The 15,692-nt window shown below is 46.7% G+C and carries 16 protein-coding genes; 2 read left to right on the plus strand and 14 right to left on the minus strand.

What is annotated here, in order from left to right; translation table 11 throughout:
* The 8 genes from rnc to mgtE all read right to left on the minus strand — a co-directional run bounded on the left by rnc (nt 1) and on the right by mgtE (nt 6,790).
* A complete protein-coding gene (gene rnc / locus AC0QUU_RS10635; RefSeq protein ID WP_474542693.1) occupies nt 1-690 on the minus strand; it encodes a ribonuclease III in 690 nt (229 codons plus the stop codon).
* 59 nt (nt 691-749) lie between these two features.
* Nucleotides 750-980 (minus strand): acyl carrier protein, encoded by a 231-nt coding sequence (acpP, locus tag AC0QUU_RS10640; RefSeq protein ID WP_474542694.1) that lies wholly within the window; start codon nt 978-980, stop codon nt 750-752.
* 17 nt (nt 981-997) lie between these two features.
* Nucleotides 998-2,023: a phosphate acyltransferase PlsX gene (plsX, locus tag AC0QUU_RS10645; protein WP_474542695.1), complete on the minus strand. Its 1,026-nt coding sequence runs from the start codon at nt 2,021-2,023 to the stop codon at nt 998-1,000.
* Between the two features lie 135 nt (nt 2,024-2,158).
* Complete coding sequence (gene rpmF, locus AC0QUU_RS10650) at nt 2,159-2,338, minus strand: 50S ribosomal protein L32 (RefSeq protein ID WP_087177255.1); 180 nt, start codon at nt 2,336-2,338, stop codon at nt 2,159-2,161.
* A gap of 3 nt (nt 2,339-2,341) precedes the next feature.
* On the minus strand, nt 2,342-2,869 hold the full coding sequence (locus tag AC0QUU_RS10655) for a YceD family protein (protein ID WP_474542697.1): 528 nt from the start codon (nt 2,867-2,869) through the stop codon (nt 2,342-2,344).
* A 182-nt stretch (nt 2,870-3,051) separates the two neighbouring features.
* Complete coding sequence (locus AC0QUU_RS10660; RefSeq protein ID WP_474542698.1) at nt 3,052-4,254, minus strand: acetate kinase; 1,203 nt, start codon at nt 4,252-4,254, stop codon at nt 3,052-3,054.
* A 75-nt stretch (nt 4,255-4,329) separates the two neighbouring features.
* On the minus strand, nt 4,330-5,325 hold the full coding sequence (pta, locus tag AC0QUU_RS10665; protein ID WP_474545566.1) for a phosphate acetyltransferase: 996 nt from the start codon (nt 5,323-5,325) through the stop codon (nt 4,330-4,332).
* Between the two features lie 109 nt (nt 5,326-5,434).
* Nucleotides 5,435-6,790 (minus strand): magnesium transporter, encoded by a 1,356-nt coding sequence (gene mgtE / locus AC0QUU_RS10670; RefSeq protein ID WP_474542699.1) that lies wholly within the window; start codon nt 6,788-6,790, stop codon nt 5,435-5,437.
* 97 nt (nt 6,791-6,887) lie between these two features.
* Here mgtE and AC0QUU_RS10675 point away from each other — a divergent pair, with 97 nt between their 5' ends.
* On the plus strand, nt 6,888-8,174 hold the full coding sequence (locus AC0QUU_RS10675) for a nucleotidyltransferase (RefSeq protein WP_474542701.1): 1,287 nt from the start codon (nt 6,888-6,890) through the stop codon (nt 8,172-8,174).
* Nucleotides 8,175-8,242: 68 nt separating this feature from the next.
* Here AC0QUU_RS10675 and AC0QUU_RS10680 read toward each other — a convergent pair whose 3' ends face one another.
* The 6 genes from AC0QUU_RS10680 to polA all read right to left on the minus strand — a co-directional run bounded on the left by AC0QUU_RS10680 (nt 8,243) and on the right by polA (nt 14,886).
* A complete protein-coding gene (locus AC0QUU_RS10680; RefSeq protein WP_474542702.1) occupies nt 8,243-9,100 on the minus strand; it encodes a DegV family protein in 858 nt (285 codons plus the stop codon).
* A gap of 15 nt (nt 9,101-9,115) precedes the next feature.
* On the minus strand, nt 9,116-10,480 hold the full coding sequence (locus AC0QUU_RS10685) for a DUF711 family protein (RefSeq protein WP_474542704.1): 1,365 nt from the start codon (nt 10,478-10,480) through the stop codon (nt 9,116-9,118).
* Between the two features lie 71 nt (nt 10,481-10,551).
* A complete protein-coding gene (locus AC0QUU_RS10690) occupies nt 10,552-10,824 on the minus strand; it encodes an ACT domain-containing protein (RefSeq protein WP_474542705.1) in 273 nt (90 codons plus the stop codon).
* Nucleotides 10,825-10,858: 34 nt separating this feature from the next.
* Complete coding sequence (locus tag AC0QUU_RS10695) at nt 10,859-11,656, minus strand: MBL fold metallo-hydrolase (protein ID WP_474542707.1); 798 nt, start codon at nt 11,654-11,656, stop codon at nt 10,859-10,861.
* Nucleotides 11,653-12,237: a dephospho-CoA kinase gene (coaE, locus tag AC0QUU_RS10700; RefSeq protein ID WP_474542708.1), complete on the minus strand. Its 585-nt coding sequence runs from the start codon at nt 12,235-12,237 to the stop codon at nt 11,653-11,655. Before coaE ends, AC0QUU_RS10695 begins: the two co-directional genes overlap by 4 nt.
* Before the next feature lie 33 nt (nt 12,238-12,270).
* Nucleotides 12,271-14,886, minus strand: coding sequence for a DNA polymerase I (gene polA, locus AC0QUU_RS10705; protein WP_474542709.1), 2,616 nt, complete (start codon nt 14,884-14,886; stop codon nt 12,271-12,273).
* A 140-nt stretch (nt 14,887-15,026) separates the two neighbouring features.
* Here polA and AC0QUU_RS10710 point away from each other — a divergent pair, with 140 nt between their 5' ends.
* Complete coding sequence (locus AC0QUU_RS10710) at nt 15,027-15,653, plus strand: HAD family hydrolase (RefSeq protein ID WP_474542711.1); 627 nt, start codon at nt 15,027-15,029, stop codon at nt 15,651-15,653.
* Nucleotides 15,654-15,692 lie beyond the last annotated feature (39 nt).

The following is a 15,692-nucleotide window of genomic DNA, read 5'->3' on the forward strand; positions in this document are numbered from 1 at the left end:
TTACTTCTGCCGGCGCAGCTGCAGAATAGCCTTATATGCCGCCTGCTGCTCTGCCGCTTTTTTCGTACGTCCCTTCCCGGAACCAAAGACGGTATCGCCGATTCTGACTTCCACACAGAAAGATTTGTCGTGATCCGGCCCTTCTTCTCCCGTAAGTCTGTAGGAAATCGCGTCTTTTCCGTCTGCCTGTACGATTTCCTGCAGGATAGTTTTACTATCATAAAAGAGCTGCTTATTTTCCAGATCTGTCAGTACAAAACGATGAATAAACTCTTTTGCATTAGTAAAACCACCATCCAGATACACGGCCCCGATCAGTGCTTCCATTGCGTCAGAAGTAACAGAATCCCGGTACCTTCCGCCCGTGGATTCCTCTCCTTTTCCAAGATAAAGATAGCTCCCCAGTCCGATATCACGTGCACACATGGCAAGAGACGGTTCGCAAACCATGCTTGCCCTCAGCTTGGTCAGTTTCCCTTCCGGCATCTTCGGGGATCTGCGAAAAAGAAATTCACTTGAAACCAGCTCAAGAACCGCATCGCCGAGGAATTCCAGCCGCTCATTGCAACGGTGTTTCGGCATATGCTGTTCATTCGTATAGGAACTGTGCATCATGGCTGTCTTTAAAAGATCAGAATCCCGGAATGTATATCCTATCTTCTGTTCCAGTTCTTTTAATTTATCATCCATTATATATCCTCTGTTATGAAAACGAAAAAGCCCACAGGGGCTTTTTCGTTTTTATTTTTCTATTCCACTGCTTTCTTTATCTGATCAACCGCATCCTGAACCGTTACGATTTTTTCAGCTTCATCATTGTCGATTTCAATATCGAACTCTTCCTCAATTCCCATGATAATCTGGAAAATATCCAGGGAATCTGCTCCCAGATCATCTACAAATGTAGTCTCCGGTTTGATCTCATCTTTCTGGACGTTCAGCACATCCGCAATAATGTCCTGCAGTTTTTCAAATTCCATAATTCAATCCTCCTACTTTACTCTAAATTTCCCTGCGCCTCCTGCTGTATTGCTGCCTTTATTTTTTCATTAATCCTCTGCTCTCTGAATGTGACGCACTGAATAATAGAATTGCATATTTCTCTGGACGTGGAGCTTCCATGTGTCTTTACCACCAGGCCATTCAGTCCCAGAAGCGGTGCCCCGCCGTGTTCGCTGAGGTCAAAATCTTTCAGCGTTTCTTTCAATGCCGGTTTTACAAGCAGCGCTCCGATTTTACTTCTGAATGATGACAACATTCCATCCTTAATCTTTTTAATCAGAGCACCTCCCACTCCCTCATAAAGCTTCAGAATCACATTGCCAACAAAGGCCTCGCATACGATCACATCAGCTGCTCCATAGGGAATGTCTCTTGCCTCGACGCTTCCGATAAAGTTAATGTCATCACATGCCTTCAGCAGCGGGAATGTCTCCTTTACAAGAGCATTTCCTTTCTCTTCTTCTGCTCCAATGTTTACAATCCCAACCGTCGGATTTTTAATTCCCATAACATTTTCCATGTAAATGGATCCCATCCTGGCGAACTGAACCAGATGAGACGGCCTTGCATCCACATTGGCTCCGCAGTCAATCAGAAGAGAGGCCCCTTTCAAAGTGGGAAAAAGCGGTGCCAGAGGAGGTCTCTCCACGCCTTTTATCCTTCCTACAAGTACCTGACCGCCAACAAGGACAGCCCCTGTGCTTCCCGCTGATACAAACGCATCCGCTTCTCCCTTTTTCACCATCTTCATGGCAACTACAATGGAAGAATCCTTCTTGCCTCTGATCGCTTTTACAGGCGGTTCCGCCGTCTCAATCACCTCTGAAGCATTTACAATCTCAATCCGCTCCGCAGGATAAGTATAACCTGACAGTTCCTTCTTCAGGACTTCCTCTCTTCCGGTCAGCAGTATCTTGATATCGCTTCTTTTCTGAACCGCTTCCACCGCGCCTTTCACAATTTCAGCGGGCGCATTGTCTCCGCCCATTGCATCAAGCGCAACCCTTGTAACATCAGACATTTTCCTTCCTCCTAACACTACTGAAATTATTCTACTGGAAAACATTATAAAAATCAAGTATAAGTATCTCTTTCCATAAAAACATAAAAAGGGTACAGAACTCAATGTTCTGCACCCCTGCTTTTTGTACCTGAATTAATCAACGGAAATGATTTCACGCTTATTGTAAGAACCACATGCCTTGCATACACGGTGAGGCATCATAAGTTCACCGCACTTGCTGCATTTTACAAGGTTCGGAGCGCTCATCTTCCAGTTGGCTCTTCTTTTATCTCTTCTTGCCTTTGAAGATTTATTCTTTGGACAGATTGACATAGGTTACACCTCCTTAAAATTCTTAAATAAGTCACGGACTACTGACATTCTAGGATCAAGTCCCGGATCTTCACAGTCACAGGACCCCGTATTTAAGTTCTGGCCGCACACGCTGCACAGACCTTTGCAGTCTTCTCTGCAGAGCACCTTTTCCGGCCATCCCGACAGGACTTCACAGAAAAGAAGTCTGTCAACGTCAAGATGATATCCGTCAATAAAGTTTGATTCATCCAGTTCCTCTGTCAGTTCTGCATCGGAGAGACCTAAGTCAACATGTTTTGTACTGTTTATCACAAACTCATGCCTGACTTGCTCCAGGCACCTGTCGCAGGGAATCGCAACGGAAAGTACCGTATCTGTGTAGATCATAAGCTCTTTCCCTTTTACGAATTCCACACGCACATGAACCGGTTCCCTGCGGACAACCGGATAATTGCCGGACCTGATCCGGATCTCATCCAGTGTACATTCCACCGTCTCTTCAACCGTCCTATGCTGGTCTGACATAACGTCTGATAGGTTAATTAACATAATAGATTACTCCTATTCACACCTAGACTATTATATCATGTAAATCATGTTTGTCAACCAGAAAAAATCAATATTTTTTCATCCGGTCATATCAGGAAAAATACCGGAACAGAAACAGAAGAACGCTGCCGCTTTGAGCAGAAACGTTCTTCTGATTTTACCCCTGTTTTCGGATGATATTATTACGCCTGTTTTACAAGCGCCAGCGTTTCTCTTGCGATTGCCAGCTCTTCATTGGTAGGAATTACAAATACTCTTACCCTGGATCCCGGCTTTGTAAGCTCTTCCTGTTTTCCTCTGAGACCATCGTTCTTCTCTTTGTCAAAATCAACACCAAGATAGCCCAGATAGCTGCACACCTGTTCTCTTACATAATCGTCATTCTCTCCGATGCCCGCGGTAAATACGATATCATCCACACCGTTCATCGCTGCCGCATAGGAACCAACATATTTAGCTACGCGGTATGAGAATACATCCATTGCAATCTTTGCTTTTTTATCCCCTGCATTCATGGCATCTGTCAGATCACGGAAGTCGCTGGACAGCTCACCGGAAAGTCCGAATACACCGGATTTTTTATTAAGCACATTCATCACGCCAGCAATATCCAGTCCTTCTTTCTCTGCAATAAATTCCATGATAGCCGGATCAATATCTCCGGAGCGGGTTCCCATTACAAGACCTTCCAGCGGAGTCAGACCCATGGATGTATCTACGGATTTTCCGCCCAGAACAGCAGATACACTGGAGCCGTTTCCAAGGTGGCATACGATTGTTTTCAGCTCCTCAAGCGGTTTTCCCATTACTTCCGCAGCTTTTTTGGACACGAAGCTGTGACTTGTTCCATGGAATCCATAGCGTCTTATTTTATATTTCTCATAATAATCATAGGGAAGGCCGTACATATATGCCTTCTCCGGCATTGTCTGATGGAAGGCTGTATCAAACACTGCAACCATAGGTGTTCCCGGCATCAGTTTCTCACATGCGTTGATTCCGATCAGGTTTGCCGGATTGTGGAGCGGCGCAAGTTCATTGCACTCTTCAATGGCTTTTTTTACTTCCTCGTCAATTACAACGGATGAAGCAAATTTCTCTCCGCCGTGAACAACTCTGTGTCCGACTGCGCCGATCTCATCCAGACTTCCCACAACACCGGTTTCCGTGTTGGTCAGTGCTTCGATTACAAACTGAATTGCCTCTGTATGTGTCGGCATGGGCTTGTCTGATTTCTCTTTTTCTCCGCCTTCCGGCTGATAGGTAAGACGACCATCGATACCGATTCTCTCACAGATTCCCTTTGCGAGAACTTCCTCGGACTCTGCGTTGATCAGCTGGAACTTAAGTGAAGAACTTCCACAGTTAATTACTAATACATTCATTTTCTTTCCTCCTGAAACCTATTCCTCTTTAATTTTTCCGGCCGGCCAGCCGTTCGCCGACCATTTTCGCTTCTTTTACTGAGCCTGTGCCTGTACACACGTAATTGCCACAACTCCTACAATATCTTCTGCGCTGCATCCGCGGGACAGATCATTAACCGGTGCTGCGATTCCCTGTGTAAGCGGTCCGTAAGCTTCTGCCTTTCCAAGGCGCTGTACCAGCTTGTATCCGATATTTCCTGCATCAAGATCAGGGAAGATCAGAACATTTGCATGTCCGGCAACTTCGCTTCCCGGAGCTTTGGACGCTCCTACTTCCGGTACGATAGCCGCATCAAGCTGAAGCTCTCCGTCCAGCTTCAGATCCGGCGCGAATTCATGTGCCAGTTTTGTAGCTTCTACAACCTTATCCACATCCGGATGTTTCGCGCTTCCCTTTGTAGAGTGGGAAAGCATTGCCACAACCGGTTCTTTTCCAGTCAGTGTACGGAACGACTCTGCGGAAGAAAGAGCTATGTAAGCCAGTTTCTCCGGATCCGGATTCTGCTCCAGACCGGCATCACCAAAGATAAATGTGCCGTTCGCTCCCATATCGCAGTCCGGAACTACCATCAGGAAGAATGCAGATACAAGTTTTGTACCCGGTTTTGTCTTCAGGATCTGCAGACACGGACGAAGTGTGTCCGCTGTAGAATGGCACGCGCCTGATACCATACCGTCAGCATCGCCCATCTTCACCATCATTACGCCATAGTACAGGTAATTGTTCAGAAGAAGTTCCCTTGCCTGCTCTTCTGTCATTCCTTTTTTCTGTCTCAGCTCAACAAGCTTCGCAATATAACCCTCTGTCTTTTCACTTGTTGCCGGATCTATGAAAGAAGCTCCGGAAATGTCATATGATCCTTTGTTTTTCTCAATCTGCTCCTTGCTGCCGACAAGAATCAGATCCGCAATTCCCTCTTTCAGGACTGCTTCTGCAGCCTTATAAGTTCTTTCGTCCTCTGTCTCAGGAAGAACAATTGTTTTTTTATCAGCTTTTGCTCTTGCCTTGATTTCATCAATAAATCCCATGATTGTAAATGCCACCTTTCCTATTTTCTCACCTGTGTTTTATTATAACGCAAAGGTTTTTTGTATACAAGAGAATTTCATGTGCAATTTTAAAAACAATCAGCCCGTTTTACAGCGACGGATAGAATGCTGTAACAATATTAAAATACACCAGAATTGTACATGTATCCAGAATCGTCGTAATCAGCGGAGCCGCCATAATCGCCGGATCCAGGCCCAGCTTTTTGGCCGTCAGCGGCAGGATACACCCAATGCATTTTGCCATAAGCACAACGCCGATCATAGTCAGCCCCAGCGCAAGGGCAAGCTTGATATCATGCCCGTACATGATATAGATCCGGATTCCGTTTACAGTGGAGAGGAGCAGACCGACAACAACCGCAATTCTTGCTTCTTTAAATATTACTTTTAAAATATCCCGGAACTCAATCTCACCCACAGCAAGCCCGCGGATAATCAGAGTAGAACTCTGAGACCCGCAGTTTCCGCCGGTTCCCATCAGCATAGGGATGAAAGTAATCAGCACAGGCATGGCAGCCATGGCATTTTCGTAATATCCCAGAATCTGTCCCGTTACAGCAGCGGAAAGCATCATGATCAGCAGCCAGGGTGTTCTGCTCTTTGCATGCTGAAATACGGAGGTTCCGAAATAAGAGTCCTCGCTTGGGCTGACACCGGCCATGATGCTGATATCTTCTGTTGTCTCATCCTGCAGGACAAGCATAGCATCGTCTACTGTTACAATTCCCACCAGGCAGTCCTCATGATCAATAATGGGAATCGCAACAAGGCCGTATTTGTTGATCATATTCGCCACATACTCCTGATCATCCAGAGTCCGCGCATAAAGCACATTCTCATCCATAATCTCTTCAATCAGTCTGGATTCTCCTGCTGTAAGAAGATCCTTCACATCCACAATACCGATCAGTTTTTTCTTTTCTGTCACGTAACAGGTATAGATCGTCTCCTTGTTGATACCTACCTGCCGGATTTTCAGAATCGCATCCGCCACAGTCATCTCTCTGCGCAGGCTGATGTACTCTACATTCATAATGCTGCCCGCACTGTCTTCCGGATACTGCAGAAGCGCATTGATCTTCTGTCTCGTTTCCTCATCAGTCGCCATCAGCAGACGGTCTACCACATTAGCAGGCATCTCTTCCAGGACGTCAACCGTGTCGTCTACATACATCTCGTCCATGACTTCTTCCAGTTCTGAATCGGTCAGGGCATTAATAAGGTCCTCCCTCATATCACTGTTCATATCTGTGAAAACCTCTGCCGCTTCCTCTTTGGCAAGAAGACGGAATACGAGAGTTCTCTGTTTTTTATCCAGTTCTTCCAGAACATCCACAATATCGACAGGATGCATGGTCTCCAGTTCATCCTTCAACTGTTTGAATTTGTGCGCTTCCAGCAGTTCTGTCATCTGATCCACATCTGGTTTTCTGTTCTGTTCCATGGGCTGCCCCCTCTTTATCCGGTCTTTTTTATTCACCTGTTAGAATTCGTCTTTTTATAGTATAATATGGTAGAAAATGATATACAAGGAGATTCTTATGAAAATTGTCGGACTGATCACAGAATATAATCCATTTCACAACGGTCATCTTTACCACATCGAAGAGTCAAAAAGGCTCACCGGAGCTGATATGGCTGTTGTAGTCATGAGCGGAGACTATGTCCAGCGCGGCACTCCGGCCATTATGCCAAAACGTCTCCGTGCCGAGATGGCTCTGAAGTGCGGAGCTGCCGCCGTCTTTGAGCTTCCGGTCTGCTATGCTGCCGGAAGCGCAGAATATTTCGCGCTGGGAGCAGTTTCCCTTCTGCAGAAACTGGGAATTGTTGATTTTCTCTGCTTCGGAAGTGAATGCAACAATCTGCAGGCTCTTCAGCAGGCAGCGGATATTCTCCTGGAAGAGCCGGCAGAATATCAGACTGTTTTAAAGCATCATCTCCGGGAAGGGAAATCATTTCCATCCGCACGCCAGGAAGCTCTCGCTGAATATACGGAAAGTGAAGGGATTTCATTTCTGCTCAATGATCCGAACAATATTCTCGGCATTGAGTACCTGAAGGCACTGAAAAAACTGAACTGTTCCATTACACCTTTTACAATACAAAGGCGCGGCGCCCACTATCATGACCGTCAGATAAACCATGACTACAGTTCCGCCTCAGCCATCCGGTCTCTTCTGGCTTATTCCGGTTCTTCCCTCCGGACAGAGCGAAGCGGAGGGACATTTGAAAACACGCCTTTTTCCAGCATACTTGGGGAGCTGGAAGATCAGGTGCCTGCCTGCTGCCTGGAACTCCTGAAAGACTTCCACCGTGTCCAGTACCCGGTCTATCAGAACGACTTTTCACTCATTCTGAAATACAAACTGCTGAACAAGACTCCGGAAATGCTTTTAAAATATATGGATGTCTCACTGGAGCTGGCAAACAGAATCTGCGGACAGCTGAATAATTTTTTCAATTATAAACAGTTCTGCGAACTCCTCAAGACAAAAGAGATAACACAGACCCGCATTAACCGGGCGCTTCTTCATATTATGCTTGGAATAAAGAAAAAAAATGTACAGGAATACACCGAAAACGGATGCCACTTCTACGCACGGCTTCTTGGAGTCCGGAAAGACAGCGAAAAGATTCTGTCTGCCGCAGCAAAAAAAGGAGAACTGCCGCTCCTCGCACAGCTCTCCCAGGCGCAGGATCTCTCCCCGCTGGGGCAGAGAATGCTCCGTCACGATATGCTCGCCTCAAACCTCTATGCTTCCGTCGTAACGGATAAGTTCAAAACTGCCTTCTGCAATGAATACAGCCAGCCGGTCATAAAAGTCTGACAGCCATCCTGCCTGCATTTGTATTTCTGCAGGCAGGATGGCTGATTATCTTATTTTTCCTGTTCTGTTTATACACGTTTCATACAGGTTACCGCCATAGAACCGGGGCCGATATGACAGGCCACGCTCAGAGACAGCGGGCCTTCTATAATATCATATCCCGGGAACCGTTCCATGATCTCCTGTTTCCACTCCTGTGCCGCCTCCCTGCTGCAGGTATAGGCCATCCCAAGCACCATGTCGTCCTTTACCCCGGCAAAACGGGTATCCAGATCTTTTTCAATCGCATTCAGCATAATTTTTTTCGCTGATTTCCAGCCTCTTGCCTTTGCGAAGGCGTCCAGCTTCTCTCCCTGAATCTGAAGTACAGGTTTCAGATTCAGGACCGTACCGATGGCAGCGGCAGCCGGTGTTATTCTTCCGCCTTTTTTCAGATACTTCAGGGTGTCAACAGTAATATAAATACTGGCCTGCATTTTCTCCCGCTCAAGAATTTCTCTGATCTGAGCGGCAGACATTCCCTCGTCTCTCAGTTTCATCGCGTCATATACGGACTGCGCCTGTGTGACAGATATCCGCTGATTATCCACAACCTGTACCCGGCCTTTATACTCATTCGCAATGGATATCGCAGTAAAACAGGTGGTGCTCAGTCCGCTGGACATAGGAATACAGACAATCTCATCATATTCTTTGAGCACCTTCTCCCACAGCTCCATTACATCTCCCGGCGACGGCTGGGATGTGGAAATATCCGAGTCCCCTCCCAGCTTTTCGTAAAACTGCTCCTGGGTCAGCGTAATATCCTCCAGAAACATTTTCCCGTCTATAAAAAACGGCATAGGGAGAACAAAGATCCCCAGCTCTTTTCCCTGTTTTTGTGTAATTCCACTGTTGCTGTCCGTTACAATCGCCACTTTTGCCATAACCATTTTCTCCTGTCAGTTCTTGAAACTATGAATGGGTGCAGGTATCCTGCCCTTTCTGCTGATAAATGTCTCACATCCGAATTCATTGACCGGCATGATCGGTGCATATCCCAGGAGGCCGCCAAACTCTGCCGTCTCTCCCACATCCTTCCCGATCACAGGAATCAGCCGGACAGCCGTCGTCTTCTGATTTACCATACCAATGGCCATCTCGTCCGCGATAATACCCGCCAGAGTGCTGGGAGATGTTTTTCCCGGCACAGCAATCATATCAAGGCCTACCGAGCAGACACAGGTCATAGCCTCCAGCTTTTCCAGGGTCAGCGCTCCCGCGTTAACCGCGTCAATCATTCCCTGATCTTCACTGACCGGAATAAAGGCTCCGCTTAAACCGCCCACATAGGAAGACGCCATAACGCCGCCCTTTTTCACCTGATCATTAAGCAGCGCCAGCGCTGCGGTTGTGCCGGGCGCGCCGACTCTTTCCAGCCCGATTTCTTCCAGAATCTCCGCTACACTGTCTCCTACAGACGGAGTCGGCGCAAGAGAAAGATCAACAATTCCGAAAGGCACGCCCAGACGCCGGGATGCCTCTCCGGCCACAAGCTGTCCCACGCGGGTTACTTTAAACGCCGTCTTCTTGATCGTCTCACACAGCTCCTCAAATCCTTTCCCCCGTACCTTTTCCAGAGCTTTCTTTACAACGCCAGGGCCGCTGACTCCCACATTTATAACCGCGTCCGCCTCTGTAACTCCCAGAAAAGCGCCTGCCATAAAGGGATTGTCGTCGGGCGCGTTGCAGAACACAACCAGTTTGGCACAACCCAGAGAATCCTGCTCTTTTGTAGCCTCAGCCGTAGCTTTAACCATTTCTCCGCACAGTCTGACTGCATCCATGTTAATCCCGGTCTTGGTAGAGCCTACATTTACGGAACTGCAGATCCGTTCTGTCTGTGAAAGTGCCTGAGGAATTGAACGAATCAGATTCTCATCACTTTTCGTCATAGCTTTTGATACCAGTGCGGAATATCCTCCTATAAAATTCACTCCCACCTCTTTTGCCGCCTGATCCAGAGTCTTTGCGATCTCCACAAAGTCTTCCGGTGTTTTGCAGGCGGATGCGCCTATGATTGCAATCGGCGTTACGGAAATTCTTTTATTTACGATAGGAATGCCGAATTCCTTTTCGATCTCCTGGCCTGTCGCCACAAGATTTCTGGCTGTCGTTGTAATCTTTTCATATATTTTGCGGTTCAGTTCTCTCAGGTCAGAGTCGATACAGTCCAGCAGACTGATGCCCAGAGTAATGGTTCGCACATCAAGATTTTCGTGTTCGATCATCTTGTTTGTCTCTGACACTTCATACATATTTATCATAGTCTTCTCCTCGCAATTCTCTTTTATAATCCTGATCTGCAGATCTGCTGCAGCATAGGCAGAACTCTTAATTATAATCTGTGCATTTTTTCAAAAATTTCTTCTCTCTGACAGCGGATATTTACACCAATCTCACGTCCCAGCTCCTCCATTTCATCGCAGACAGTTGTAAAATCTTTTTTCAGATCTGTTACATCCACGATCATCATCATATTGAAATATCCCTGAATGATGGTCTGAGAAATATCGAGGATATTAATCTCATTTTCCGCAAGGTATGTACATACTTTTGCAATAATTCCGACGGTATCTTTTCCCAGTACTGTCACAATACATTTTTTCATGGTTTCTTCCTCCTAAACCGCATATTTTTACTGTTTATACCATTATAATATCTGAAACACTATCTCTTCCGGCAACAAACATATCCAGATCTTCCCCTTTGTAATCGTTGTCTCCCAGGGTAACCTCCAGCTTCACCGTTTCATAGGCCAGCCGGGCATAATTATTTTCTTTACTTAAATGCCCCAGTATAATGTGTTTCAGATTATCATGTAGTATATCACAAAGGAGTCTGCCTGACAATTCATTTGACAGATGCCCTTTGTCCCCCAGAATCCGCTGTTTCAGGTAGTAGGGATACCCCCCTACTTCCAGCATGTGAATATCATGATTTGCCTCCAGAAGAACTGCATCCAGCCCGGTAAGATTGGAGACTGTATATTCATCGTATTTTCCCAGATCTGTAGCCACTGCCGCAGATCTCCCGCCACATTCAAAACGATAGCCGGTGGGCTCACAGGCATCGTGAGAAATGGCAAATGGCTTTACTTCTATATCTCCCAGCCGGAATGGCTCGTCTGCACGAATCGTATGAAACAGCCCGTCCGGCATCTTTCCAAGAGAAGTAGAGCCTGAAATTCCCTCAATGGTTCCCTTTGTAGCATAGATCGGAAGCTCATACTTTCTGCTTAAGACTCCCAGTCCCTGAATATGATCGGAATGCTCATGGGTAATCAGAACCCCGTCGATCTCCTCTCCTTTAATTTCCAGTTTTTTTAAGCCTTCTTCTATTCTTTTTCTGCTGATCCCTGTATCTACAAGAAGGTGAGTATGATCGCTGCCCACATAGATACAGTTTCCGCTGCTGCCGCTGGCAATGCTGCACATTCTCATAACGTCAACTTATCTCCTATCTGTTTCTTTGTATCTTCAAATGTTCCGCTGTTATCAATTACTGCAGTGCACACCTGCCTGAACCGTTCCTCTGACGGCTGGCTCTCGATCATCCGGGCAGTTTTCTCTTCCGAATATCCTCTGGAATCCCTGAGCCTGCTGTACCGCACTTTTTCCGTAGCATACACATACCAGAGTTCATCACAAAGACCCGCCCCCACATCCGGAAGAAGGGCCGCTTCTACCACGTACAATTTTACTCCCCGGGACGCTTTATCTTTAATATCCCGGCGAACCCATTCCAGAACCGCCGGATGGACGATGCCATTAAGCAGTTTCAGTTTCCCCGCATCGGAAAACACGGCCGCTCCCAGCCGGACACGGTCAATCTCACCGTCCGGCCCTGCAATCTCTGTTCCGAACTGCCGGAGAATCTGCCGGTAGCACGGTGTTCCTTTTTTCTGAAGCTGTTTTGCCACTTCATCCATCTGACAGACAACCGCCTGATATTCACTTTCCAGATATGCAAGCACCTGGCTCTTTCCGGAGCCGACGCCGCCTGTAATCCCCAGTACTTTCAAGTCGTTTCCTCCTGCCGGGAATCCCCGCTATTTCTATTTTGCCTCATACCAGTTCTTTCCCGTATGCATATCTGTCAGTAAAGGTACGGAAAGACTGGCCGCATTTTCCATCTGATCCTTTAAGATCTCTTTTACCTCTTCCACCTCATATTCCTCAGCTTCAATCAGAAGCTCATCATGAACCTGAAGAATCAGGCGGGATTTCAGATTCCGTTTTTTCAGTTCTTTATGCACGCCGATCATGGCAATTTTAATAATATCCGCCGCCGTTCCCTGAATGGGCGCATTCATGGCCACGCGCTCGCCAAAGTTTCTCTGCATAAAATTGCTGGATTTCAGTTCCGGCACCGGTCTGCGCCGTCCGTACAGAGTTACAGCGTATCCTTTTTCTTTCGCGCTTGCCACGCAGTCATCCAGAAATTTCTTAACTCCCGGATAGGTTTCAAAATAGTGTTCTATATACTGAGCGGCCTCTTTTCTTGTAATACTCAGATCCTGGCTCAGCCCGAAAGAGCTGATGCCATATACAATTCCGAAATTCACCGCCTTGGCATTTCGCCTCTGCAGATCTGTCACTTCCTCAAACGGCGTATGGAACACCTGAGATGCCGTCATCCTGTGAATGTCTCTCGCCTCCCGGTATGCCTGAATCAGCTGTTCATCTCCGGAACAGTGAGCCAGAATACGCAGTTCAATCTGTGAATAGTCGGCATCCACAAATACGCATCCTTCTTTCGGTACAAAAACTTTGCGGATCAGACGGCCAAGCTCCATTCTTACCGGAATATTCTGGAGATTCGGTTCCGTACTGCTCAGCCTGCCTGTCGCTGTCACCGTCTGATTAAACCTGCCGTGAATACGCCCGTCACTTCCTATATAGACAGCAAGGCCGTCCGCATAAGTTGACTTCAGTTTTGCCAGCTGCCTGTATTCAAGGATCTTTGCCACAATCGGATAATCCAGAGCCAGCTTTTCCAACACATCTGCCGCTGTGGAATATCCCGTCTTTGTCTTTTTTGCATGAGGCATCTGAAGTTTTTCAAATAGAATAACCCCCAGCTGTTTCGGAGAATTAATATTGAATTCTTCTCCGGCCATATCATATATTTCCTGCTCCAGCCCGGTAATCCTTGCTCCCAGCTGATCTCCATATACTTTCAGAGCTTCTCCTTCAACTTTCACCCCTGCCTGCTCCATCTCATACAGGATAAATACAAGCGGCATCTCAACCTCCCGGAAAAGCCGTTCCATACCTTCTTCCTGCAGTTTCTTTTCAAGAAGCGGAGCGGCCGCAAAAGCAGTATACGCCTCGTAGCATGATCTGGCTGAATCATCCAGCTTTTCATCAATCAGAATTCCCAGCTGCTCTTTTGCCACATCCTCATAATCATAGTCGCTCTTCAGAGGATTCAGAAGATATGCCGCCAGGATCACATCAAACCCTGTCTCCGGGCGCGCCTTGGGAAGATAAGAAAGATATTCTTTCAGTCCGCATACGGCAAAACATGGTATGCTTCCTGCAAGTTCCGAAACCTCCGAAAAAAGAAACTCCATATCCGTTTCCATTGTACATGGAATAGAATAAATCCGGTCTGGTCCGAAAGCCAGCGAAATTCTGCCAAATCCGGACGGATGGGCAAACAGAGGAAGAACATTTCCCGGATCCCTGGAAAATGCGACGCCCGCCCGCTCTGCCTGACGTGCCTCTTTAAATATATGCTGAATCTCTTCCCTGTCCGACACTTCACGGAAACATTCTTCAATGGCATTGCCCTCCGGCTCAACGTCAAAACGGCTGAGCATATTTTTAAACTGAAGACGCTGGAACAGTTCATGGGCCTCCTTTGTGTAGGGATTTCCATGTCTTGCCTTTTCCACATCAAACCGGATATCAGCATGGATATCTATTGTGGCTAGGGCCTTGCTCATTCTGGCCTGTTCCCAGTATTCCTGCAGATTTTTGCTGGCCCGGGGAGGTTTTATCTCTTCTGCATGTTCATGTGCGTTTTCAATCGTTCCATATTCCTGTATAATTTTTGTAGCTGTCTTTTCCCCGATTCCGGGAACGCCGGGGATATTATCCGAAGTGTCGCCCATAAGCGCTTTCACATCGATAAACTCCACAGGAGTAACCCCATATTTTTCTTTCACTTCCGCGGCATTGTAGTCCTCCACTTCCGTTTTACCCTGCTTTGTCTTCGGAATCCTGATTTTCACATGCTCCGTAGCAAGCTGCAGCGTGTCTCTGTCTCCGGAAATAATTGACACATCCATGCCTTTTTCTTCACATATCCGCGAAATCGTGCCCAGCAGGTCGTCTGCCTCCAGTCCGGCCTGTTCAATAATTTCAATATTCATAGCCTGCAGGACTTCCTTAATTACCGGTACCTGCTGGCGCAGTTCTTCTGCCATAGGTTTTCTCGTGCCTTTATAATCCGCATACATCTTATGTCTGAATGTAGGCGCATGCACATCAAAGGTTACGGTCAGATATTCCGGCTGTTCTTCATCCAGTATTTTAAACATAATATTCAGAAAACCATACACGGCGTTTGTGTGGAGCCCTTCAGAATTTGTCAGATCGGGCACCCCGTAAAAGGCCCGGTTTAAAATACTATGTCCATCTATCAGTACGATCTTTTTTCTCATCTGCCATACTTCTCCCTTCCGGATAACCCGATTTTCACTCAATAGTAAAGTATACACTAAACTTCCTCTTTTTTAAAGGCTGATTTTATGGTATTATGAGTAGCAGTTTAAAATCAAAAAACAGGAAAGGGACTCAGTATATGGACAGTATTATCTTTGATGTAGACGGAACACTGTGGGATTCCACTGACAGCGTTGCCCGGTCATGGAACCTGGCAATACAGGAAAACTCCTCTCTGGATCTGACAATTACGGAGAATGCGCTGCAGCAGGTATTCGGGAAAACCATGACAGAAATCGCGGATACACTTTTTTCCCGTCTTCCGGAAAAAGAGCGCATAAAATTGCTGGAAGTTTGTTTTCAGTATGAAAACCGCTATCTTGAAACCCATCCCGGAAAACTGTATGACGGAGTTACCGATACGCTGGCTGTGCTTTCCGGACAGTATCCGCTTTTCATTGTCAGCAACTGCCAGAAGGGCTATATTGAAGTGCTGCTGCGCACCTGTTCTCTGGAACCGTTTATAAAGGACCACCTGTGTTTCGGAGAAACACAGACCTCCAAAGGACAGACCATCCTCTCTCTTATGAAAAGAAACGGGTTGAAAAATCCCGTTTATGTAGGAGATACCCGGGGTGATGCAGACGCCTGCGCCGAGGCGGGTATTCCTTTTATCTTTGCCGGCTATGGCTTCGGAGATGTGCCTGATGCAAAAATGCGCATCAGTAAATTTACAGACCTGAAAGATTTTGTCTTCCAATTTTAAATACAAAAAAGCAACGGCAATGGGCTGCTTCACCGAAAA

The organism is Mediterraneibacter sp. HA8405, assembly GCF_056148955.1.

Excerpts from the sequence above, each read along its gene's own strand:
- AC0QUU_RS10710 (WP_474542711.1), top strand. The coding sequence starts at position 15,027 with ATGGACAGTATTATCTTTGATGTAGACGGAACACTGTGGGATTCCACT.
- mgtE (WP_474542699.1), bottom strand. The coding sequence starts at position 6,790 with ATGGAACAGAACAGAAAACCAGATGTGGATCAGATGACAGAACTGCTG.
- AC0QUU_RS10680 (WP_474542702.1), bottom strand. The coding sequence starts at position 9,100 with ATGGCAAAAGTGGCGATTGTAACGGACAGCAACAGTGGAATTACACAA.
- acpP (WP_474542694.1), bottom strand. The coding sequence starts at position 980 with ATGGAATTTGAAAAACTGCAGGACATTATTGCGGATGTGCTGAACGTC.
- AC0QUU_RS10690 (WP_474542705.1), bottom strand. The coding sequence starts at position 10,824 with ATGAAAAAATGTATTGTGACAGTACTGGGAAAAGATACCGTCGGAATT.
- polA (WP_474542709.1), bottom strand. The coding sequence starts at position 14,886 with ATGAGAAAAAAGATCGTACTGATAGATGGACATAGTATTTTAAACCGG.
- pta (WP_474545566.1), bottom strand. The coding sequence starts at position 5,325 with ATGGGATTTATTGATGAAATCAAGGCAAGAGCAAAAGCTGATAAAAAA.
- rnc (WP_474542693.1), bottom strand. The coding sequence starts at position 690 with ATGGATGATAAATTAAAAGAACTGGAACAGAAGATAGGATATACATTC.
- AC0QUU_RS10685 (WP_474542704.1), bottom strand. The coding sequence starts at position 10,480 with ATGATAAATATGTATGAAGTGTCAGAGACAAACAAGATGATCGAACAC.
- plsX (WP_474542695.1), bottom strand. The coding sequence starts at position 2,023 with ATGTCTGATGTTACAAGGGTTGCGCTTGATGCAATGGGCGGAGACAAT.
- AC0QUU_RS10655 (WP_474542697.1), bottom strand. The coding sequence starts at position 2,869 with ATGTTAATTAACCTATCAGACGTTATGTCAGACCAGCATAGGACGGTT.
- AC0QUU_RS10675 (WP_474542701.1), top strand. The coding sequence starts at position 6,888 with ATGAAAATTGTCGGACTGATCACAGAATATAATCCATTTCACAACGGT.
- AC0QUU_RS10695 (WP_474542707.1), bottom strand. The coding sequence starts at position 11,656 with ATGAGAATGTGCAGCATTGCCAGCGGCAGCAGCGGAAACTGTATCTAT.
- AC0QUU_RS10660 (WP_474542698.1), bottom strand. The coding sequence starts at position 4,254 with ATGAATGTATTAGTAATTAACTGTGGAAGTTCTTCACTTAAGTTCCAG.
- rpmF (WP_087177255.1), bottom strand. The coding sequence starts at position 2,338 with ATGTCAATCTGTCCAAAGAATAAATCTTCAAAGGCAAGAAGAGATAAA.